This window comes from Streptomyces odontomachicola, assembly GCF_039605595.1.
Lineage (GTDB): Bacteria > Actinomycetota > Actinomycetes > Streptomycetales > Streptomycetaceae > Streptomyces.
This window is the reverse complement of record NZ_JBCFOK010000009.1, coordinates 287,197-308,915: the sequence shown is the minus strand read 5'-3', so window position 1 is coordinate 308,915 and position 21,719 is coordinate 287,197. Positions and strand designations below refer to the sequence as shown.

16 protein-coding genes and 1 pseudogene are annotated in these 21,719 nt (G+C 72.8%); 9 read left to right on the top strand and 8 right to left on the bottom strand.

From position 1 onward, the window contains the following. Positions 1–8: 8 nt before the first annotated feature. Both ABEE00_RS19110 and ABEE00_RS19105 read left to right on the top strand, forming a co-directional pair. Entirely contained in the window at positions 9–1,619 is a 1,611-nt protein-coding gene (locus ABEE00_RS19110; RefSeq protein WP_345746742.1) for an ABC transporter permease, read from the top strand. Further along, a complete protein-coding gene (locus ABEE00_RS19105) occupies positions 1,620–2,681 on the top strand; it encodes an ABC transporter ATP-binding protein (protein ID WP_345746741.1) in 1,062 nt (353 codons plus the stop codon). It begins immediately after the preceding gene. A gap of 30 nt (positions 2,682–2,711) precedes the next feature. Here ABEE00_RS19105 and ABEE00_RS19100 read toward each other — a convergent pair whose 3' ends face one another. The 4 genes and pseudogenes from ABEE00_RS19100 to ABEE00_RS19085 all read right to left on the bottom strand — a co-directional run bounded on the left by ABEE00_RS19100 (position 2,712) and on the right by ABEE00_RS19085 (position 8,168). After that, positions 2,712–3,827 (bottom strand): hypothetical protein, encoded by a 1,116-nt coding sequence (locus tag ABEE00_RS19100; RefSeq protein ID WP_345746740.1) that lies wholly within the window; start codon positions 3,825–3,827, stop codon positions 2,712–2,714. A 155-nt stretch (positions 3,828–3,982) separates the two neighbouring features. Then, positions 3,983–4,750: pseudogene (locus tag ABEE00_RS19095) on the bottom strand (ABC transporter ATP-binding protein); the annotation flags it as partial. Positions 4,751–4,986: 236 nt separating this feature from the next. Then, entirely contained in the window at positions 4,987–6,633 is a 1,647-nt protein-coding gene (locus ABEE00_RS19090) for a thiamine pyrophosphate-binding protein (RefSeq protein WP_345746738.1), read from the bottom strand. Further along, the gene (locus ABEE00_RS19085; protein WP_345746737.1) at positions 6,630–8,168 is read right to left on the bottom strand and encodes a sodium:solute symporter family protein; all 1,539 of its coding nucleotides are present in this window, start codon (positions 8,166–8,168) and stop codon (positions 6,630–6,632) included. The genes ABEE00_RS19090 and ABEE00_RS19085 overlap by 4 nt, the downstream gene beginning before the upstream one ends. Positions 8,169–8,364: 196 nt before the next feature. Here ABEE00_RS19085 and ABEE00_RS19080 point away from each other — a divergent pair, with 196 nt between their 5' ends. After that, positions 8,365–9,921, top strand: coding sequence for a PucR family transcriptional regulator ligand-binding domain-containing protein (locus tag ABEE00_RS19080; RefSeq protein ID WP_345746736.1), 1,557 nt, complete (start codon positions 8,365–8,367; stop codon positions 9,919–9,921). A gap of 33 nt (positions 9,922–9,954) precedes the next feature. On the opposite strand, the gene ABEE00_RS19075 is transcribed toward ABEE00_RS19080, so the two are convergent. Together ABEE00_RS19075 and ABEE00_RS19070 are read right to left on the bottom strand one after the other, a co-directional pair. Then, positions 9,955–11,349: an aspartate aminotransferase family protein gene (locus tag ABEE00_RS19075; protein ID WP_451918622.1), complete on the bottom strand. Its 1,395-nt coding sequence runs from the start codon at positions 11,347–11,349 to the stop codon at positions 9,955–9,957. Then, entirely contained in the window at positions 11,334–11,774 is a 441-nt protein-coding gene (locus ABEE00_RS19070) for an Lrp/AsnC family transcriptional regulator (protein ID WP_345746774.1), read from the bottom strand. Before ABEE00_RS19070 ends, ABEE00_RS19075 begins: the two co-directional genes overlap by 16 nt. Positions 11,775–12,045: 271 nt before the next feature. On the opposite strand from ABEE00_RS19070, the gene ABEE00_RS19065 reads away from it, so the two are divergent. The 3 genes from ABEE00_RS19065 to ABEE00_RS19055 all read left to right on the top strand — a co-directional run bounded on the left by ABEE00_RS19065 (position 12,046) and on the right by ABEE00_RS19055 (position 15,939). After that, positions 12,046–13,479, top strand: coding sequence for a gamma-aminobutyraldehyde dehydrogenase (locus tag ABEE00_RS19065; RefSeq protein WP_345746734.1), 1,434 nt, complete (start codon positions 12,046–12,048; stop codon positions 13,477–13,479). Positions 13,480–13,860: 381 nt separating this feature from the next. Then, on the top strand, positions 13,861–15,435 hold the full coding sequence (locus tag ABEE00_RS19060) for an APC family permease (protein WP_345746733.1): 1,575 nt from the start codon (positions 13,861–13,863) through the stop codon (positions 15,433–15,435). A gap of 138 nt (positions 15,436–15,573) precedes the next feature. After that, positions 15,574–15,939 carry a zinc-ribbon domain-containing protein gene (locus ABEE00_RS19055; RefSeq protein ID WP_345746732.1) on the top strand — a complete coding sequence of 122 codons (366 nt, stop codon included), beginning with the start codon at positions 15,574–15,576 and terminating at the stop codon, positions 15,937–15,939. Positions 15,940–15,945: 6 nt separating this feature from the next. Here the strand turns inward: ABEE00_RS19055 and ABEE00_RS19050 are convergent, their stop codons facing one another. Then, positions 15,946–16,674 carry a glycerophosphodiester phosphodiesterase gene (locus ABEE00_RS19050; RefSeq protein ID WP_345746731.1) on the bottom strand — a complete coding sequence of 243 codons (729 nt, stop codon included), beginning with the start codon at positions 16,672–16,674 and terminating at the stop codon, positions 15,946–15,948. A 23-nt stretch (positions 16,675–16,697) separates the two neighbouring features. After that, positions 16,698–17,765 carry an adenosine deaminase gene (locus ABEE00_RS19045; protein ID WP_451918618.1) on the bottom strand — a complete coding sequence of 356 codons (1,068 nt, stop codon included), beginning with the start codon at positions 17,763–17,765 and terminating at the stop codon, positions 16,698–16,700. 70 nt (positions 17,766–17,835) lie between these two features. On the opposite strand from ABEE00_RS19045, the gene ABEE00_RS19040 reads away from it, so the two are divergent. The 3 genes from ABEE00_RS19040 to ABEE00_RS19030 all read left to right on the top strand — a co-directional run bounded on the left by ABEE00_RS19040 (position 17,836) and on the right by ABEE00_RS19030 (position 21,665). After that, positions 17,836–18,618, top strand: coding sequence for a DUF4190 domain-containing protein (locus ABEE00_RS19040; protein WP_345746729.1), 783 nt, complete (start codon positions 17,836–17,838; stop codon positions 18,616–18,618). 142 nt (positions 18,619–18,760) lie between these two features. Then, positions 18,761–20,284, top strand: coding sequence for a gamma-aminobutyraldehyde dehydrogenase (locus tag ABEE00_RS19035; protein WP_345746728.1), 1,524 nt, complete (start codon positions 18,761–18,763; stop codon positions 20,282–20,284). 142 nt (positions 20,285–20,426) lie between these two features. Next, positions 20,427–21,665: a polyamine ABC transporter substrate-binding protein gene (locus ABEE00_RS19030; protein ID WP_345746727.1), complete on the top strand. Its 1,239-nt coding sequence runs from the start codon at positions 20,427–20,429 to the stop codon at positions 21,663–21,665. The last annotated feature ends 54 nt before the right edge of the window (positions 21,666–21,719 follow it).

Sequence of the window (21,719 nt, the reverse complement as noted above, 5' to 3'; positions counted from 1 at the left end):
TCGGCCTCATGGCCGTGCCCGCCGCCTTCTTCGCCGTCTTCTTCGCGTACCCGGTCGCGGCGATCGTGGGCCGCGGGCTGCGGCCCGGCGGGCACTGGGAGCTCGGGCGGCTCGGCGAGGTGCTCGGGCAGCCCGACATCCTGCACGTGCTGTGGTTCACCGCGTGGCAGGCCGCCGCGTCCACGGGGCTGACCCTCGCGCTCGGGCTGCCCGCAGCGTACGTCTTCGCGCGGCTGGACTTCCCCGGCAAGAACCTGCTGCGGGCCGTGATCACCGTGCCCTTCGTGCTGCCCACCGTCGTCGTCGGCTCCGCCTTCCTGGCGCTGCTCGGACGCGGCGGGCTGCTGGACGAGTGGTGGGGCGTGCGTCTTGACACCAGCGTGTGGGCGATCCTGCTCGCGCACGTCTTCCTCAACGTGGCCGTCGTCATCCGCACCGTCGGCGGGCTGTGGGCGCAGCTCGACCCGCGGCAGGAGGAGGCCGCGCGGGTGCTGGGCGCGGGGCGGTTCGCGGCCTGGCGGAAGGTGACGCTACCCGCGCTGGCGCCGTCCGTGGCCGCGGCCGCGCTGATCGTCTTCCTGTTCACCTTCACCTCCTTCGGCGTGATCCAGGTCCTGGGCGGACCCCGCTTCGCCACCCTCGAAGTGGAGATCTACCAGCAGACCGCCGCGCTCCTGGACCTGCCGACGGCGGCCGTGCTGACGCTGCTCCAGTTCGCCGCCGTGCTCGCGCTGCTGGCCGTGCACGCGCGGACCGTGCGCCGGCGGGAGACCGCGCTGCGCCTCGTACCCGCCGAACAGACCGTGCGCAGGCCGCGCGGCCCGGCCGAACGGACGCTGCTGTACGGGGCGCTGGGGGTGCTCCTGCTGCTGGTGCTGGCGCCGCTCGCGGTGCTCGCCGAACGCTCCCTGCACACCCCGGACGGCTACGGCCTCGGCTACTACCGCGCGCTGGCCACCGTCCCCGACAGCGCCACCTTCCTCGTCGCGCCCGTACAGGCCGTCGGCACCTCCCTCGGCTACGCCGCCGTCGCCGCCTGCATGGCCCTGCTGATCGGCGGGCTGGCGGCGGCCGCGCTGACCCGCAGGGCGGGACGGCTCGTACGGGGATTCGACGCGCTGCTCATGCTGCCGCTCGGCACCTCGGCGGTCACCGTCGGCTTCGGCTTCCTCGTCGCGCTCGACGAACCGCCGCTGGACCTGCGCTCCTCCTGGATCCTCGTGCCCCTCGCGCAGGCCCTGGTCGGGGTGCCCTTCGTCGTACGGACCATGCTGCCGGTGCTCCGCGCCGTGGACGCGCGGCTGAGGGAGGCCGCGGCCGTGCTCGGCGCCTCGCCGCTGCGGGCCTGGCGGGAGGTCGATCTGCCGCTGGTGCGCAGGGCGTTGCTGGTCGCGGCCGGCTTCGCCTTCGCGGTGTCGCTCGGCGAATTCGGCGCCACCGTGTTCATCGCGCGCCCCGACAGCCCCACCCTGCCGGTGGCCGTCTCCCGGCTGCTGGGCCGCGCCGGAGACCTCAACTACGGGCAGGCCATGGCGCTGAGCACGGTGCTGATGCTGGTGTGCGCGGCCACCCTGCTCGTGCTGGAACGGGTGCGCACCGACCGCTCGGGAGAGTTCTAGATGCGCGAGTACACGGGAGGTTCCCCGATGCTGAAGCTGGACGGAGTGACCGTGCGCTTCGGCGCGCGCGACGCACTCGACGACGTCACCCTGGAGGTCGCCGGGCACGAGACCGTGTGCGTGCTGGGCCCCAGCGGCAGCGGAAAGTCGACCCTGCTGCGCGTCGTCGCCGGACTCCAGCAACCGGACGCCGGGCGGGTGTTGCTCGACGGGCGGGACCAGGCCGGGGTGCCGGCGCACCGGCGCGGGGTGGGGCTGATGTTCCAGGACCACCAGCTCTTCCCGCAGCGCGATGTCGGCGGCAACGTCGCCTTCGGCCTCCGCATGCACGGCGCGGGCAAGGAGGAGACCGCCCGGCGCACGCGCGAGCTGCTGGACATGGTCGGGCTGCCCGGCGCCGAGCATCGCGCCGTGTCCGCGCTCTCCGGCGGCGAACAGCAGCGCGTCGCCCTCGCGAGGGCCCTCGCGCCCTCGCCGGGGCTGCTCATGCTGGACGAACCCCTCGGGCAGCTCGACCGCAGCCTGCGCGAACGGCTCGTGGTGGAACTGCGCGACCTGTTCGCCGAGCTGGGCACCACCGTGCTCGCCGTCACCCACGACCACGGCGAGGCCTTCGCGCTCGCCGACCGCGTGCTCGTCATGGACCAGGGCCGCATCGCCCAGTCCGGCACGCCCCTGGAGGTGTGGCGGCGCCCCGCCTCCGAATTCGTGGCCCGCTTCCTCGGCTTCGACAACGTCGTACGGGCCACCGTCCAGGGCGAGGCCGCCGACACCCCCTGGGGCAAGCTCCCGGTCCCCGACGGCACCCCGAACGGGGAGTGCGACCTGCTGGTCCGGCCCACCGGCGTACGGCTCACCCCGCCCGCCGACGGGCTGCCCTGCACCGTCGAGACCCGCACCTTCCGCGGCGGCAGCGGCTCGGCCGTCACCCTGCTGCTCCGGCCGCCCAACGGGCCCCGGCTGGAGGCCTCCTGCGCATTGCGTGACGCCCCCGAGACCGGCGAGAGCGTCGGCGTGGAGTTCGTGGCGGAGGACGTCGTACGGCTGGGGGACGGGGAGTAGGACGGCCGGGGGCGGGGTGCTGAAGGAGCCTCAGCCCCCGCGCAGCACCGGCACCGCCGCCAGCGTCCCCGCCAGCCAGGACGCGGGGAGCAGCACGCCGAGGAGCACGAGACCGCGCAGGAAAGCGGCCTGCCGCACCAGTGGCCGCGGTGCTCCGAGGAGCAGCAACGAGCCTGCCGCGCGGGCCCGTTCGGCACCGGCCGCCGCGTATGCGGCGAGCGCGCCCGCCGCCGCGCACACCGGCAGCGTGAGCAGGGCCGGCACGGACGGGGCGGCCGGGACGGTCCCGTACAGCCGGAGCGCGGCGACCGTGGCCGCGCCCACCGCGCACAGCAGCCCGAAGTGCCGCCCCGTGCGCGCCGCTTCGCCCTCCAGGACCCGGCCGCACACCATCCGCAGCGTCCCCGGGTGGCCCGCCGCCACGGCGCGCCCGCACCAGTGGACGGCTCCCGGACCCGCCGCGACCAGCCCGGACGCCAGGAGCAGCCAGCCCGCGCCCAGGGCGGCGCGCCCCGGCGTGCCGCCGTCGGCGAGGAGGTGGAGCCGGGCGACGACGGTGAGGAGGGCGAGGCCGACGGTGCCGAGGGCGGCGCCGACCAGCACGGCGTTCCGGCCGTGGCGCACGGAGGGCCGGGCGTCCGCCGGGGCCTCGGCGCGCACGGCGGCGCGGCGCGCTCCCCAGAACGCCCCGGCCGCCGCGGCCAGCGGCGCGAGAGCGAGCAGCGTCGCGGCGGCGGGCAGCGGCAACTCCTGCGCGGGCGTACGCAGTCGACCCACCGCCCCCGGCGCCAGCTCGGCCGGCAGAGCTGCCCCCGCGCTCCCCGCCAGCGCGCAGAAACCCGCCACCACCGCCGCGGCGAGCGGCAGCCCGGCCGGGCCCAGGCCGGCGGCCGCCAGGCCCGCACGCGTACGGGGGCCCGGCACGGCGCGGGCCAGCGAGGCCGCGAGACCGCACACGGCGGACAGCGGGACCGCGCACCACAGCAGCCGCGGCAGCGCGGTGTCGCCTCGCCCGTGCGGGGCGGCGACGGCGCGGGCCAGCGCGTCCAGGGACAGCAGTCCCGCGGCGCCGGACGCGCACAGCAGCAGCGCGATGCCCAGCAGGGCCAGCGGGTGCGCGCGCAGGATCAGGCGGAGAGCGAGCACGCCGTGCCCTCCGACGGGCCCTTCGGGGTCTTGCCGGACTGCTGGTCCGGTGCGGCCCCGTTCGTGGCCTCGCTCGCCGCTCCGTTAGCCGCCCCGTTCGCGGTTCCGTTCGCCGACCCGTTGGCCGAGCCGTTGGCCGAGCCGTTGGCCTGCCCGCTCGCCTGCCCGCTCGTCCGGCCGCCGGTCTGTCCGCTCGCCTTCCCGTCCGTCTTCTCGGGTGGCAACTCCCGTGCGGGGGTGCGCACTTCGCGGCCGTCGGACATCCGGACCACCCGGTCCGTGTGCGCGGCCTCCGGCGTCGCGCAGGAGGCCAGCACCACCGTGATGCCGTGCGAACGGGCCGCCGTCGTGAGCGTGCGCAGCACCTGGGCGCCCTCCGCCGTGTGCAGCGGGGCGGTCGGCTCGTCGGCGAAGAGCACGGCGGGGTCGTGGGCCAACGCCCGTGCCAGCGCGACGCGTTGCCGCTCGGCGCGCGGCAGTGCCGCGGGGCGCAGCCGCGCGCTGGGGCCCACGTCCAGGCGCTCCAGCCACTCGTGGGCCGCGGTGCGCGCCTCCCTGCGGCCCGCGCCCGCGAGGAGCAGGGGCAGCGCGGCGTTCTCCCACGCGGACAGCTCGGGCACGAGCTGCGGTGAGCTGCCGATCCAGCCGAAGCGCTCGCGCAGCAGCCGCTCCCTGCGGCGCCGGGGCAGCGCGTGCAACGGGACGCCGCCGTACCAGACTTCGCCCTGCTGCGCGGGCAGCCGGCCCGTCAGGCAGCCGAGCAGCGTGCTCTTGCCGCAGCCGCGCGGGCCCGTGACGGTGAGGATCTCGCCCTCGCGCACACCGAGAGAGACGCCCCGCAGGGCCGGTGTGCCGTCGTACGCGTGGTGCAGTCCGCGTGCCCATAGCACGTCGTCGCGCTGCTGTGCGCCTCTCGGCGGCATCTCTCACCCCTGCCCGGCCCCGCCGGGCCGTTGTCGGAGGGCCCGACTGCCATGCCGGTACCCGCTTTCGGCCGTCCCCTGGCTGGGTGAACGAGGATGAAGCGGAATGGACACGCGAAGGGGAGCCGGGGACAGCCGGGCCTAGAGTCCCCCGTCCGGCCCTGTCCAATCCTTTAGAACCCGGCCCTCCGGATCTCCTCCGCTCCCGGCCCTCCGCGCTCATTCCTCCACGGTGCTCATTCCTCCACGGGCAGGTGCGTGGGGGCGAACATCCGCAGGTGCTGGGGGAGTACGACGACCGAGGGGCCCGGAGAGGACAGGGCCTGCGCCAGATCCTCACGGAGGCGCTCGGCCGAACTGCGCACCGCGGGCACACCGAAGGACTCGGCGAGGGCCACGAAGTCGGGCCGAGCCAGCTCCGTACCGGTCGCGGTGCCGAAGGCGTCCGTCATGTACTCGCGCAGGATCCCGTAGCCCCCGTCGTCCACGATCAGCCAGGTGACCGGAAGCCGGTGCTGCTCGGCCGTGGCGAGCTCGGCGATCGAGTACATCGAGCCGCCGTCGCCGGAGACCGCGAGGACCGGCGTGGAGGGGTCGGCCGTCGCGGCGCCGAGCGCGGCGGGGAAGCCGTAGCCCAGGCCCCCGGCGCCCTGCGCCGAGTGGAAGGCGCCCTGGCGCGGGTCGAAGGCGGACCAGGCCCAGTAGCCGAGGACGGTCATGTCCCAGAAGCTGGGGGATGCGTCCGGCAGGGCCTCGCGCACGGCGGCCAACACGTCCTGTTCCAGGTCGAGTCGCTGGTCCGCGATGCGCGTGCGCACCCGCTCCAGGAGGGCCGCCGCGTCGTCGGCCGCCCTCCCCGGCCCCCGCGGGGCGACCGCCGACGCCAGGTCGGCGAGCGCGGCGCGGGCGTCGGCGTGCACGGCGAGCGCGGGGTGGTTGGCCTCCAGCTTGCCGAGGTCGGCCTCGATCTGCACGAGGCGGCCGCGGGGCGCGAACGTGTGGTAGTTGGAGGAGAGCTCGCCCAGGCCCGAGCCGGCGACCAGAAGGACGTCGGCGTCCTCCAGGAAGTCGGTCGTGTAGCGGTCCTCCATCCACGACCGGAGGGAGAGCCTGTGGTTCCAGGGGAAGGCGCCCTTGCCGCCGAAGGTGCTGGCCACGGGGGCGTCCAGCTTCTCGGCGAGTTCCAGGAGTTCGGCCTGCGCGCCGGCCCGTACGACGCCGCCGCCCGCGAGGATCACCGGCCGCTCGGCGCCGTCCAGCAGCGCGGCGGCCTCCTCCGTCAGCTCCTTGCGCGGTGCCAACGGGCGCGGCTCGGCGCGGAGTTCGCCCACCGGCGGCGCGCCCGCCGGGCCGAGCAGCACGTCCTGCGGGATCTCCACCCATACGGGGCCGTGCGGGGCCTCCAGCGCCGAGGCCCACGCCGCCGCCAGGGCCGAGGGGATCTGCGCGGCCGAGCGCACGGTGTGCACCGACTTCACCACGTCGCGGAACGAGGCCTGCTGGTCCCGCAGTTCGTGCAGGTAGCCGCGGCGCCGGCCGCCCAGCCCGTCCGCGGGGATCTGGCTGCCGATGCCCAGCACCGGCGCCGAGGCGGCCGCCGCCTCCTGGAGCGCGGGCAGCGACATCAGCGCGCCGGGGCCCGTGGACACCAGGAGCGGCGCCACCGTGCCGGTGACCCTGGCGTACGCGTCGGCGGCGAAGCCCGCGTTGTTCTCCAGCCGCAGGCCCACGTATTCCAGGCGGGAGCGGCGGAGCGCGTCGAAGGCGCCGAGGGCGTGCTGGCCCGGCAGGCCGAAGACGGTGCCCGCGCCGAGCGCGGTCAGCGACTCGACGACCAGGTCGCCGCCGGTGCGGGGGTGGGCGTGGGTGTCGTGCGCGGTCATGCTTCGGTCTGTGCCTTCCTGGTCGGTGCCGGGGCGCCGTCCGCGCCCGGCTCGTGGGCCGCCGTGGGCTCCGTGGCCACCGCGCCGCCCGTGCCGTCGCCGCCGGCCAGCCGGTCGCGCCAGACCGCCAGCACCGCGGGGTCGGTGGGCGGGGTGCACAGGCTGACGGCGACGAAGACGACGAGCGAGGCCAGCAGCCCGTAGTAGATCGGCTCGTTGGCGAGGATGCCCTTCCACAGCATCGTGCCCAGCACGGTCAGGCCGCCGACCGCGACGGCGGCGAGCGCGCCCTGCGCCGTGCCGCGCTTCCACACCAGGCCGCCGAGCACCGGCACCAGCAGGCCGCCGACCAGTAGGTTGTAGGCGACTTGCAGGGCCTCGACCACGTCGTTCAGCGCGATGGAGACGGCGACCGTGGCGATGCCCATGATGAGGATGAAGAGGCGGTTGCCGCGCACCTCGTCGTGCGGCCCGGCGTCCTCCGGGCCCTTCGTGCCGCGGCCCAGCCGGGCGCGGATCCGGGACCAGATGTCGTTGTTGGCCACCGTCGCGCAGGCGATCAGCGCGCCCGAGGAGGTGGACATCACCGCGGACAGCGCCGCCGCGAGCACCAGGCCCTTCACGCCGACCGGCAGTGCCTTCTCGACGATGGTGGCGAAGGCCGCGTCCGGGCTGTCCAGGTGGGGGTAGAGGACCTTGGCCGCGGTGCCGATGACGGCCCCGGCGATGGCGTACACGAGGCAGTACGTGCCCGCCGCCGTGCCGCCCCTGAACGCGACCCTGTCGCTGCGCGCGGTGAACACGCGCTGCCAGATGTCCTGGCCGATCAGCATCCCGAAGCTGTAGATCAGCACGTACGTGAACACCGTCTGCAGGCCGACGCTCATCGGCGAGAAGTAGCTGTCGGGCAGGCGCTCCTGCATCGCGCCGAAGCCGCCCGCCTTGACCACCGCGATCGGGGCCAGCAGGAGCAGCACGCCGATGGACTTGACCACGAACTGCACCATGTCGCTGAGCGTGATCGACCACATGCCGCCGAGCGTGGAGTAGGCGATCACGATGGCGCCGCCGAGGACGATCGCCAGCACCCGGTCCATGCCGAAGATGACGTCGAAGATCGAGGCGTACGCGATGGTCGAGGTGACCGCGAGCATCAGCGTGTAGGCCCACATCACGACGCCGGAGATGACCGCGGAGGAGCCGCCGTAGCGCAGGTCGAGCATCTGGCTCACGGTGTAGACCTTCAGCCGCGAGATGCGCGCCGAGAAGAACAGGCTCAGCGCCAGCAGGCCGAGCCCGATGGTGAACACCATCCAGGCGCCGGACAGGCCGTACTGGTAGCCCAGGCCCACGCCGCCGATGGTCGAGGCGCCGCCGAGGACGATCGCGGCCATCGTGCCGGAGTACATGAACGGACCGAGGCGCCGCCCCGCGACCAGGAAGTCGCTCTTGGACTTGGCCCGGCGCATCCCCCACCAGCCGACGGCGAGCATGCCCGCCAGATAGAGAACGATCACTGCGTAGTCGATGGCCATGGGGCGCTCCTCGATGCGAGGGGGGAGGGGGAGGGAGACGCGTGTGGGGGCGGCGTACTGCGCGGAGAGACTAGGCGCCGCGCAAGAGGGCCGGGAAGTGTACGTTTCCTACACAGCGCATAGACATGCTGTGCGCATCGTCCATCGACCCGGTCCCCTGGACCGTCCACCGACCCGCCCGTCCCCGGAGTGCGCCGTGCCCGACCTCGTCCCGCCCACCGTCCCGGTGCCGCTCGGCGAGCTCGCCGGGGACGATCCGCCGCTGGGCCTGCGGCACGCCGCCGGACCCGCAGCACCCGAGGCGCCGGTGTACTCCGTGCAGACCAGCGAGATGGCCGACCCGCGTCCCTACCTCCTCGGCGGCGAACTGCTGCTGAGTGCCGGAGTCCACTTCGCCGAGACCGAGGGCCCGGCGGCCGACGCCTACTGGGACGGCTACGCCGCCGCCGTGGCCGAGGCCCGCGCCACCGCGCTCGGCTTCGGCGTCGACCCCGTGCACGCGCGGGTGCCGCCCGCGCTGTCCGCCGCCTGCGACCGCCTCGGCCTGCCGCTGTACGAGGTCCCGCCCCGCACACCCTTCGCCGCGGTGGCGCGCGCCGTGTGGCAGCTCATGGGGGAGCGCAGACACCGCGAGCTGCGGCGGCTCAGCGAGGCGCAGCACACCCTCGCCGCGGCCGCCGCGCGCCCGCACCCGGTGCGCGCCGTGCTGCGCCAACTGGCCCAGCACCTGGACGCGTTCACCGCGCTGTACGGGCCCGGCGGGGCCGAGCTGGCCTGCGCGGGTACGCCGCGCAGCACCGTGACCCGTACGGAACTGTCGGCGCTCACCTGCCAGTTGCGCCCTGGGCCCTCCTCCGCGGCCAGCTCGTACCGGCATCCCGACGGCGAGGAGCAGCTCAGCGCGTACGGGCTCGGCGGGCGCGAACGGCTCGCGCTCGGCGTGAGCGTGCGGCGCGGGGCCGACGGAGGCGCCGACGGCGGGGGCGGTGCGGCGGGCGGCGCGCGGGAGAGCAGCACCGCGGCCATCGCCTCCGTCGCCGTGGTGCTGCTCGCGCTGCTGACGGAGCCGCGCGCGGCGGCGACCGACGCGCGCCGCTCGGCGGCCCTGCTGCGCCTGATGCTCGGGGCGCCAGCGCACGAGGCCGCGCCGCTGCTGGGCGAGGAGGGCGCGGGCTGGACCGTCGTCCACGGGCGGCGGCAGCGGGGCGGCTCCCAAGACGGCGGGGGAGGGGGAGAGGCGCAGGACCCCTTCGAGCTGTCGGAGCTCGCGGCGGGCCTGGGCACCCAGTACCTGGACGTGCAGGGCGATCGGTTGCGCGCCCTGGTGCCCTCGGACGAGCCGGTCGCGGCGCGCCCCGGGTGGCTGCTGGGCGCGTCGGCGCCGGTGGAGGCCGACGCGCTCGGCGAGGCGGACGCGCAGGCGGCGCGGGCGCTGCGCAGGGCGGTGGCCGAGCGGCGTTCGGTCGTGCAGCAGGGCGGCGCCGCGCGCGGGGTCGCCGATCTGGTGCCGGCCGAGGAACGCAGGGCGCACGCGCGGGCCCTGCTCGCTCCGCTGGACGCGCGGCCCGAGCTGACCGAGACCCTGCACATGTGGCTCTCGCTGCACGGCAGTTGGGACCGTACGGCGGTGGCGCTCTCGGTGCACCGCAACACGGTGCGGCAGCGGATCACGAAGGCGGGCGCCCTGCTCGGCCTGGATCTGGCCGGGCAGGACGCCCGCATGGAGCTGTGGTTCGCGCTCACCTGGCGGTGAGGGTGGCCGCCTGAGGGTGTGAGCGCGCGGGGATCACAGCTTCGTCCACGCCTCCGTCAGCACGGAGCGCAGGATCTGCTCGGCCTCGTCGAAGATCTTCTGGTCGGCGACCAGCGGCGGGGCGAGCTGCACGACCGGGTCGCCGCGGTCGTCCGCGCGGCAGTACAGGCCGTTCTCGAAGAGCGCCTCGGAGAGGAAGCCCTGGAGCAGCCGCTCCGACTCCTCCTCGGTGAAGGTCTCCTTGGTGTTCTTGTCCTTGACCAGCTCGATTCCGTAGAAGTAGCCGTTGCCGCGCACGTCGCCGACGATCGGCAGGTCGTGCAGCTTGGACAGGGTCGAGTAGAAGGCGCCCTCGTTGTCCAGCACGTGCTGGTTGAGGCCCTCGCGCTCGAAGATGTCGAGGTTGGCCAGCGCCACGGCGGAGGACACCGGGTGCCCGCCGAAGGTGTAGCCGTGCAGGAAGGTGTTGTCGCCCTCCCAGAACGGCTCCGCGATGCGGTCCGAGATGATCGCGGCGCCCAGCGGCGAGTAGCCCGAGGTGAGGCCCTTGGCGCAGGTGATGATGTCCGGCACGTAGCCGAACTTGTCGCAGGCGAACATCGTGCCCAGGCGCCCGAAGGCGCAGATGACCTCGTCGGAGACCAGCAGCACCCCGTACTTGTCGCAGATCTCCCGCACTCGCGCGAAATATCCGGGCGGCGGCGGGAAGCAGCCGCCGGCGTTCTGCACCGGCTCCAGGAAGACCGCGGCGACCGTCTCCGGGCCCTCGAAGAGGATCTGCTGCTCGATCTGGTCGGCGGCCCAGCGGCCGAAGGCCTCCGGGTCGTCGCCGTGGATCGGCGCGCGGTAGATGTTGGTGTTCGGCACCTTGTGCGCGCCCGGCACCAGCGGCTCGAACGGGGCCTTCAGGCCCGGGAGTCCGGTGATGGACAGGGCGCCCTGCGGGGTGCCGTGGTAGGCGACCGCGCGCGAGATGACCTTGTGCTTCATCGGGTTGCCGGTGAGCTTGTGGTACTGCTTCGCCAGCTTCCAGGCGGTCTCCACGGCCTCGCCGCCGCCGGTGGTGAAGAAGACCTTGTTCAGGTCGCCCGGCGCGTAACCGGCCAGCCGCTCCGCGAGCTCCACCGCCTTGGGGTGCGCGTACGACCAGATCGGGAAGAAGCCGAGCTCCTGGCCCTGCTTGGCCGCCGCCTCGGCGAGCTCGGCCCTGCCGTGCCCCGCCTGCACCACGAACAGGCCCGCGAGGCCGTCCAGATAGCGCTTGCCCTCGGTGTCGTAGACGTAGCAGCCCTCACCGCGCACGATGGTCGGCACGGGTGCCTTCTCGTACGACGACATCCGGGTGAAGTGCATCCACAGATGGTCGGTTGCGGTCTTGGAAAGGGATGTGCCCTCGGAGGTATTGCCCACGGTTATCGCGTTCCCCAGGTGTAGGTCTGCTTGCGCAGCTTCAGATAGACGAAGCTCTCCGTCGTACGCACGCCGGGGAGCGCCCGGATGCGCTTCGTGATCATCTCCAGGAGGTGTTCGTCGTCGTGGCAGACGATCTCCACCAGCAGGTCGAAGGACCCGGCGGTGATGACCACGTAGTCGACCTCGTCGATCTCGGCGAGAGCGTCGGCCACGGACTCGAGATCGCCCTCGACCGTGATGCCGACCATCGCCTGCCGCATGAAGCCGACGGTGAGCGGGTCCGTCACGGCGACGATCTGCATCACGCCCTGCTCCTGGAGCTTCTGCACCCGCTGGCGCACCGCCGCCTCGGAGAGGCCGACGGCCTTGCCGATGGCGGCGTAGGAGCGCCTGCCGTCCTCCTGGAGCTGTTCGATGATGGCCAGGGAGACGGCGTCCAGCGACCGGGGACGGTCGCCCGGTGCGCCTGAGGTGCCGGGAGCGGGGCAGGGCGTGCTGCCGTTCGTCTTCTTCGCGTCACGAGCCACGGAAGTCACTGTGCAGGACACATCCTCCGTTCCGCAACCCGTAGACGATGTAATCCGCAGCGTCTGGGTCGTTTGGGAACTGAATCCGTCGTGATCGCCGTGTGGGTATATCGAAAGCGTTGCCCGGCTGGTTAGGCTGGCGACCGTCTGACACCCATTGGACAACGGAGCAGGAGGGTGCGAAGTGACAAGCGAGCTGCGTCGGCTGCGCAACTACATCGGCGGCGAGTTCCGGGACGCCGCGGACGGCAGGACCACCGAGGTCATCAACCCCGCGACCGGTGAGGCGTACGCGAGCGCACCGCTCTCCGGCGCCGCGGACGTGGACGCCGCGATGGCCGCCGCCGATGCCGCGTTCCCCGCCTGGCGCGACCAGACCCCGGGCGCCCGGCAGATGGCGCTCTTGAAGATCGCCGACGAACTGGAGCGGCGCCAGGACGAGTTCCTGGACATCGAGTGCGAGAACTGCGGCAAGCCCAAGGAGCTGACCCGGGGCGAGGAGCTCCCGATGATGCTCGACCAGATCCGCTTCTTCGCGGGCGCGGCGCGGATGCTGGAGGGCAAGTCGGCCGGCGAGTACATGGAGGGCCTCACCTCCTACGTACGCCGCGAGCCCGTCGGCGTGTGCGCCCAGGTCGCCCCGTGGAACTACCCGGCCATGATGGCGGTCTGGAAGTGGGCCCCGGCCCTGGCGGCGGGCAACACCGTGGTGCTCAAGCCCTCGGACACCACCCCGGCCTCCGCGGTCTTCTTCGCCGAGGTGCTCGGCAACCACCTGCCCAAGGGCGTCTTCAACGTGGTCTGCGGCGACCGCGACACCGGCCGCCTCATGGTCGAGCACAAGACCCCGGCGATGGCCTCCATCACCGGTTCCGTGCGCGCGGGCATGGAGGTCGCGGGCAGCGCCGCGAAGGACCTCAAGCGCGTGCACCTGGAGCTGGGCGGCAAGGCCCCGTGCGTGGTCTTCGACGACGCCGACATCCCGGCGGCCGTCGAGGGCATCCGCGACGGCGGCTTCTTCAACGCGGGCCAGGACTGTACGGCCGCGACCCGGGTGCTGGTGCAGGAGGGCGTGCACGACGAGTTCGTGACCGCGCTGGCCAAGGCGGCCGCCGAGGTCAAGACGGGCGACCTGAGCGACGAGGACTGCTTCTACGGTCCGCTGAACAACCCCGTGCACCTGGAGAAGGTCGAGGGCTTCATCAACCGCCTGCCCGCGCACGCGCGCGTGGAGAACGGCGGCGAACGCGTCGGCGACAAGGGCTACTTCTACGCCCCGACCGTCGTCTCGGGCCTCAAGCAGGACGACGAGATCATCCAGCAGGAGGTCTTCGGGCCGGTCATCACGGTGCAGAAGTTCACCGACGAGGACCAGGCCGTGGAGTGGGCCAACGGCGTCGAGTACGGCCTCGCCTCCTCGGTGTGGACCAAGGACCACGGCACCGCGATGCGGCTGTCGAAGAACCTCGACTTCGGCTGCGTGTGGATCAACACCCACATCCCGCTGGTCGCCGAGATGCCGCACGGCGGCTTCAAGAAGTCCGGGCACGGGAAGGACCTCTCGGGCTACGGCCTGGAGGACTACACGCGCATCAAGCACGTGATGACCTCGCTCTGAGCCGTCCCCGCGTCCCGTACGCGGCACGGACCGGTCCCCGGGATGACACGGAACATCCCGGGGACCTTCCGCGTCCGGGGGCGTGCCCGGGGTCGCGTACGGGGCCGTGGCCGGGCCCCGCCCCGGCACCGGTAACGGCGAGTAACACCACGTGCTGTGATCACGGGAAAATTTCCGCGCGGGGCAAATCGGGCCCGATGCGGTTCCGGTGACCGGCGTCACGGACGGAATCCCTGCGGATGGGGTTACGATCCGCGGAAACGCCCTGTAGATGAAAGGTCAACATCCGTTCGCCCCCGGTTAATTGAAGGCTTCCGGTATCCGAACGCGGCCCGTCACACAGGGGCATATACGGAAAGAGCACGCTATACCGTCCCCGGCATGTCCCTGCTCAACAAGACGGCCGGCGGGACGGGCACCGACGACGCTGCACCCGCACCCGATGCGGGCGAGGCCCAGGAGTTCCGGACCAAGGGGCTCAGCGGCAACTCCGTGAGCCTGACCGGCAGCGCAGTCATCGGCCTGTCCACGGTCGCCCCCGTGTACTGCCTCACCAGCACCCTCGGCCCCACGGTCGGCGAGGTCGGGCTCCAGATGCCCGCGGTCTTCCTGGCCGGCTTCCTCCCCATGCTCCTGGTGGCCTTCGCCTACCGGGAGCTGAACAAGGCCGTGCCGGACTGCGGCACCTCCTTCACCTGGACCGTGAAGGCATTCGGCCCGCGCACGGGCTGGATGTGCGGCTGGGGCCTGGTGATCGCCACCGTCATCGTGCTCTCCAACCTCGCGGGCGTCGCCGCCGAGTTCCTCTACCTCTTCCTCGGCGAACTCACCGGCAGCGCCGCCATCGCCAAGGCGGGGGAGAACCAGGCCGTGCACGTGGTCACCGTGCTGGTGCTCATCGCGCTCGCCACGGCCATCAGCTACCGCGGCATCACCACCACCAAGTGGCTCCAGTACGCGCTGGTCGCCCTGCAGATGGCGGTGCTGGTGCTGTTCGTCGTGATGGCCTTCGCGAAGGCGGGCAGCGCCCCCGAGGTGCACGCCCCGCACTTCTCGCTGAGCTGGCTCGACCCCTTCGCGGTGCCCTCCTTCGCGGCGTTCACCGCCGGCCTCTCCCTCTCGATCTTCATCTACTGGGGCTGGGACACCTCGCTCGCGGTCAACGAGGAGACCTCGGGCAGCGACAAGACGCCCGGCAGGGCCGCCATGATCTCGATGGTGGTGCTCGTCGGCTCGTACCTGCTCACCGCGGTCGCCACCCAGATGTTCGCCGGCACCGGCAGCAAGGGCATCGGGCTCGGCAACCCCGCCACCTCGGACAACGTCTTCGCCGCGCTCGCCGACCCGGTGATGGGGCCGCTCGGCGTGCTGCTCTTCCTCGCCGTGCTGGCCAGCGCGGCGGCCAGCCTGCAGACCACGTTCCTGCCGGTCGCGCGCACGGTCCTCGCGATGAGCACGTACGAGGCGATGCCGCCCTCGCTGGGGCGCGTGCACCCGCGCTTCAAGGTGCCGGGCCGCGCCACCGTCGTCGCGGGCGTCGCCACCGGCGTCTTCTACACCACGATGTCGCTGCTCAGCGAGAACGTGCTGGTCGACACCATCTACGCGCTCGGCCTCATGATCTGCTTCTACTACGCGCTGACCGCCTTCGGCTGCGTGTGGTACTTCCGCTCCGAACTCACCCGCAGCGCACGGGACTTCCTGTGCAAGGGCCTGCTGCCGCTGGTCGGCGCCGTGCTGCTGACCGCGGTCTTCTTCAAGACCCTCGCCGACATGTGGGACCCGGCCTACGGCTCGGGCAGCTCCGTCGGAGGGGTGGGCAGCGTCTTCGTGATCGGCGTCGGCGTGCTGGTGCTCGGCGCCGTGCTGATGGAGATCATGCGGGTGCGGCGCCCCGCGTTCTTCCGCGGCGACGTGCTGACCCGGCAGACCCCGGTGCTGGCTCCGGAGGAGTGAGCCCGGGGGAGCGGTTCCCCGGGGTGCGGCCCCGGCGCGGGATGACGGATTCCGTGTGCCCGGCCCCGCTGCGCGGCGCGATCCGTACGTGGTTGGCTACACGGGTCCACGGACCACAACGGGGAACGGAGCCCACACGTGATCATCTTCGGGACGTCGTCCAAGGTGATGCAGCTCGCCATGCTGAACCTGCTCTGCGGGTTCTGCGGCAATCCGTCGGCGCACGCGCTGCGCAAGCGGGTCACCAAGTTCTCGCTGTTCTTCATCCCGCTGTTCCCCATCGCGCCGGCCAAGCACTCGTTGCAGTGCACCTTCTGCGGCGGACACAGCGAACTGAGCAAGGAGAACGCCGAACAGCTCCTCCAGCAGGGCGGCGGCGCGCCGCAGGGACCCCCGCAGGGCATGCCCCCGCAGGGCAACCCCTACGCGGGCCAGGGCCCCGCGCCGCAGCAGGGCGGGGGAAACCCGTACGGAGGCCCGTACGGGAACCCGTACCAGTCCTGAGCCGGGTCAACGGCCGGCGGGCCGGCGGCCGGCGCCGTCGTCCAGGAGGGCGCGGAGGGTGCCGATCCGGTTCGTGGTGACCGAATCGGCGCCCAGCGCGAGCAGCCGCCGCATCGTGCGGCGGCTGTCCGCCGTCCAGGCCGAGACGAGCAGGCCGCGCTCGTGCAGCCGGTCCGTGAGCTCCCGGTTCAGCAGCCCGAAGGGGAGGTTGAGCCAGCGCGGGCGTACCGCCTCCAGCAGCGAGTCCCGTACGGGCGCCGCGCGTTGCCAGGTCAGCGACAGCTCGGCCGCCGGGTCCGCGGCCCGCACCGCGCGCATCGCCGCGGGCCCTCCGCAGTAGTAGACCCGGTCGCCCGCGCCGGTCTCCCGTACGACGCCGAGCGCGGCGGGCACGGCCGCCGGGTCCGGGAAGTCGATCAACGTGCGCGCCCCCGCCGTCACTTCGAGCGCCGCCTCCAGCGTCGGCACCCCGCCTGCCTGCCCCGCCGTGCGCTCCGCCAGGTCCTTCGCCGTGAGGGAGCGCACCGCGCGCTCGATCCCCCACAGCCGCTCCAGGGTGCGGTCGTGCAGCACCACGGGGACCCCGTCGCGGGTCAGCCGCACATCGAGCTCCACCGCGTCGGCCCCCGCCGCGAGGGCCGCGCGGAAGGCGGTGAGGGTGTTCTCGCGCGCGGCGTACGGGGCGCCGCGGTGGGCGACGGCGGTGACTGCCGGGTGCTGTGCTCGTCCGTGCACGGGTGTTCTGGATCCCTTCGCTGTCAGTGCTTCTGGCGCCAGGCGGCGGTGTAGGCGTCGATCTCCTCGGAGATCCGCCGCTTGCCCCCGGCATCCAGGAAGGACGCGTCCACGGCGTTCTTCGCCAGCCCCGCGATCCCCTCCGCGTCCAGGCCCAGGAGCCGTGCCGCGATGCCGTACTCGGTGTTCAGGTCGGTGCTGAACATGGGCGGGTCGTCGCTGTTGACCGTGACCCGCACCCCTGCCTTCACCATGTCCTTGATCGGGTGCTGCTCCAGGTCGTCCACGGCGCGGGTGGCGATGTTGGAGGTCGGGCACACCTCCAGCGGGATGCGGTGCTCGGCCAGGTGCTCCAGCAGCTTCGGGTCCTGCGCGGCGCTGGTGCCGTGGCCGATGCGCTCGGCGCGCAGCTCGGTCAGCGCGTCCCACACCGTCTGCGGGCCCGTGGTCTCGCCCGCGTGCGGAACGCTGTGCAGGCCGGCGGCGATGGCGCGGTCGAAGTACGGCTTGAACTGCGGCCGCTCCACGCCGATCTCGGGACCGCCGAGCCCGAAGGAGACCAGGCCGTCCGCGCCCAGCGAGGTGTCGGTGGCGATCCGCGCCGTCTCCTCGGCCGCGATCAGACCCGCCTCGCCGGGGATGTCGAAGCACCAGCGCAGCACGACGCCCAGCTCCCGCTCGGCCGACCTGCGCGCGTCCTCGATCGCCTCGACGAACGCCGCGTCCGGGATGCCGCGGCTGGTGGAGCTGAAGGGGGTGACGGTCAGCTCCGCGTACCGCACGTTCTGCCGGGCCATGTCCCGGGCGATCTCGTGGGTGAGCAGCCGCACGTCCTCGGCGTCCCGTATGAGGTCGACCACCGAGAGGTAGACCTGCACGAAGTGGGCGAAGTCGGTGAAGGTGAAGTACTCGGCGAGCGCCTCGGGATCGGCCGGCACCTTCGAGTCGGGGTGCCGCGCGGCGAGCTCCGAGACGATGCGCGGGGACGCGGAGCCGACGTGGTGCACATGCAGCTCGGCCTTGGGAAGCCCGGCGATGAACGCGGTGAGGTCAGACAACTCGTCCTCCGGTGATGAGTGGGTCCGGATCATCGTATGCGGGCCTCTGCGGCCGTCGGGAACGGCCGAATAGCATGGCCGGACGACCAGCGCGGGAGGCGACATGGCAGAGGGGAACGGGCAGTCAGGGCAGCCCGGCGACGAAGGGGAGCGGCGCAAGCGCGAGGCGGCACAGGAGCCCACGGTGACCGGCTTCCCCGTGGGCACGGGGCCGCCGCCGATACCCCAGGCACCGCAGCAGCCCCAGGGCTCCGCGGGACAGCAGCAGTTCGGCCCGTACGGACAGCAGGGGCAGCAAGGCCAGGGCCCTCAGGCGCAGCACGGTCAGCAGCCGCCCGCGCAGCCGGGCCCCTACGGGTCGCCCTACCAGGCGCCGCAGGGCGGGACTCCCGGGGCTCCCGCCTACGGCTATCCCGCGACGCCGGCGCCGCCCGCCGCGCACTCCGGCTACGCCGCGCAGCCTCCCTACCAGGGCTATCAGGGCCAGCAGGGCTATGCGGGCGGCTACGGCTACGGCTGGCAGGCCGCGAAGCCGGAGGGCAACGGGCAGGCGGTCGCCGCGCTGGTCCTCGGCATCATCAGCCTCGTCGCGATCATGACTTGCTGGGGCAGCTTCCTCGCCGTGTTCACCTCGATCGTGGCGATCTGCCTCGGGGTGTCGGGACGCCGCAGGGCGCAGGGCGCGGCGGGTCCGGCGCACGGGCAGGCCACCGCCGGGCTGGTCATGGGGATCATCGGCGCCGTGTTCTCGGTGGTGATCGCCGTGCTGATCACCGTGGGGCTGGCCATGGCGCCGGGCATGAGCGACACCGACTCCGGCACGGACCACGACTACGGCGAGTCCGTGAACGCGCACTCCGCCGTCGCCCTCACGCTCCACACGTGAATCAATAGGCCGCTGCCGCCGGGGGGTTCAGATTCCGTCGCGTAATCAAAAAACCGCGACGGAATCCCTTGTTGGATGATCCGGCCCCTGTCAGGATCCCGCCAGGCACAGTGATCCGCCCAGGCACAGGCAGGAGAGCACGATGGTCCAGCGCTTCGACGTGTACGCGCGGTTCTCCGAGGGGGCGCAGCACATCGGCGGCCGCCCCGCGCACGGAACCTCGGGCCGCACCCACGCGGTGACCGACCCCGCGACCGGTGAACCGGTCCTGGAGTACCGCCTCGCGGGGCGCGCCGACGTGGACGCCGCGGTCTCGGCCGCCGCGCGGGCCCTGCCCGAGTGGGCCGGGGCCACACCGGGCGAGCGCTCCGACGCGATGCACGCCTGGGCGGCCGAACTGCACCGGCGCACCGACGAGTTCGTGTACGCGGAGTCGCTGCAGTGCGGCAAGCCGCTCAAGCTGTCCCGCGAGTTCGACGTCCCCGGCTCCTTCGACAACGTCTCCTTCTTCGCGGGGGCGGCGCGCCAGCTCCCCGGGGTCGCCGCCGCCGAGTACAGCGGCGAGCACACCTCGTACGTACGCCGCGAGCCGGTGGGCGTCGTGGGGTCCGTCGCGCCGTGGAACTACCCGCTCCAGATGGCCGCGTGGAAGGTGCTCCCGGCCGTCGCCGCGGGCAACACGATCGTGCTGAAGCCCTCCGAGCTCACGCCGCTGACCTCGCTGATGTTCGCCGAGGCCGCGCGGGCCGCTGGCATCCCCGACGGTGTGGTGAACATCGTGACCGGCGCGGGGCGTGACGCGGGCGAGGCCCTGGTCTCGCACCCGGACGTCGCCATGACCTCCTTCACCGGCTCGACGGAGGTGGGCAAGCGGGTCGCCGAGCTGGCCACCGCCACGGTCAAGCGGCTCCACCTCGAACTGGGCGGCAAGGCCCCGTTCCTGGTCTTCGACGACGCCGACCTGGACGCCGCCGTGCAGGGCGCGGTCGCCGGCGCGCTGATCAACAGCGGCCAGGACTGCACGGCCGCGACCCGCGCCTATGTGCAGAGGCCGTTGTACGACGCGTTCGTGAGCGGTGTCGCCGAGCTGATGAGCCAGGTGCGGGTCGGCGACCCCTTCGCCGACGGACCCGGCGGCACGGACATCGGCCCGCTCATCTCGCACGCGCACCGCGACCGGGTGGCGGGCTTCGTCGACCGCGCCCGCTCGTACGCCACCGTGGTGACCGGCGGTGAGGCGCCCGGCGGTGAACTCGCCAAGGGCGCCTACTACTTGCCGACCGTGGTGACCGGCGCGCCCCAGGACAGCGAGATCGTGCAGCGCGAGCTCTTCGGGCCCGTGCTCGTGGTGCTGCCCTTCGACGGCGACGACGAGGGACTCGCGCTGGCCAACGACACCCCGTACGGCCTGGCCGCCTCGGCGTGGAGCCGCGATGTGTACCGCACCCAGCGCGCCTCGCGGGAGCTGCGCGCCGGGTGCGTGTGGCTCAACGACCACATCCCGATCATCAGCGAGATGCCGCACGGCGGCTACAAGGCGAGCGGCTACGGCAAGGACATGTCGGCGTACTCGTTCGAGGAGTACACGCAGGTCAAGCACGTGATGTCGGATGTCGTGGGGGAGCCGCGCAAGGACTGGCACCGCACGGTCTTCGGCGACCGCTGACCGCAGACCGCGGACGAGCACGCGGGACCGAAGACCAGCACGGGGGACCGACCGGCGACCTCACCGCCCCGACGACCGCTGACCCACCGCCGACGACCGCTGACCACGGCTGACCGGCCGCCGACCCGGAAGGCAGTTCACGATGGATCTGTACGACGGCATGCCCGAGCCCGTGCGCAGGGCCTGGGAGCGGAGCCTGACCAGCGGCCGCGCCGCGATGTCCCGGCGCAGGCTGCTCGCCGCGGGCTCCGCCGCGGCCGGCGCCTCGCTGCTCGGCGCCTGCGGCATCCCCCCGGCCAAGGGCAACGCGGGTGGCACCGAGCGCCGCGACCCCGACCACTCCCGCACGGAGAAGGTCCTCAACTTCGCCAACTGGCCGCTCTACATCGACGTCGACGACAAGGACAAGAAGAAGCGCCCCACCCTCGACCGCTTCGAGCGGGAGAGCGGGATCAGGGTCAAGTACGTCGAGGACATCAACGACAACAACGAGTTCTACGGGAAGATCAAGCCGCAGCTCGCGGCGGGCCAGGACACCGGGCGCGACCTGATCTGCCTCTCCGACTGGATGGCGGCGCGCGTCATCAGGCAGGGCTGGGCGCAGCGGCTCGACCAGGGCCGCATACCGCACGCGGTGACCAACCTGGAGGACCGCTTCCGCACAGCGCAGCACGACCCGGGGCGGCAGTTCAGCTACCCGTGGGCCGGGACCGCCTGCATCATCGCGTACAACAAGAAGGCCACCGACGGGCGGAAGGTCACCAGCGTCAGCCAGCTCCTGGACGACGGCGCGCTGGAGGGCCGGGTGTCGATGCTGACCGAGATGACCGACACCGTCGGGCTCACGATGCTCGACATGGGCGTGGACAGCGAGAAGTTCACGGACGACGACTTCGACGCGGCGATCGCCCGCATCCAGAAGGCCGTGGACCGCAAGCAGCTCCGCCGCTTCAGCGGCAACGACTACCTGGACGAGCTCAATTCCGGTGACATCGCCGCCTGTCTGGCCTGGGCCGGCGACATCGTGCAGCTCAGGATCGACAACCCGGACATCGAGTTCGCCGTGCCGGAGCGCGGCTACCTCTTCGGCACCGACGACCTGCTGATCCCCTCCAAGGCCCGGCACCGCGCGAACGCCGAGGCGCTGATCGACTACTACTACCGGCCGAAGGTCGCCGCCGAGCTGGCCGCGTGGGTCAACTACATCTGCCCCGTCACCGGCGCGAAGGCCGAGATGGAGAAGATCGACAAGGAGATCGCGCGGAACGAACTGGTCTTCCCCGACAGGGAGATGATCGCGCGGGGCAAGAACTTCCGCCCCATGACGGGGGAGGAAGAGATCCGCTACGAGAAGAAGTTCAGCGCCCTGATCGGCGCGTGAGCCCCCTCCGCGTCCTCCCTCTCTCCCTCCGCCTTCCCCGTAACGAGGTATGCC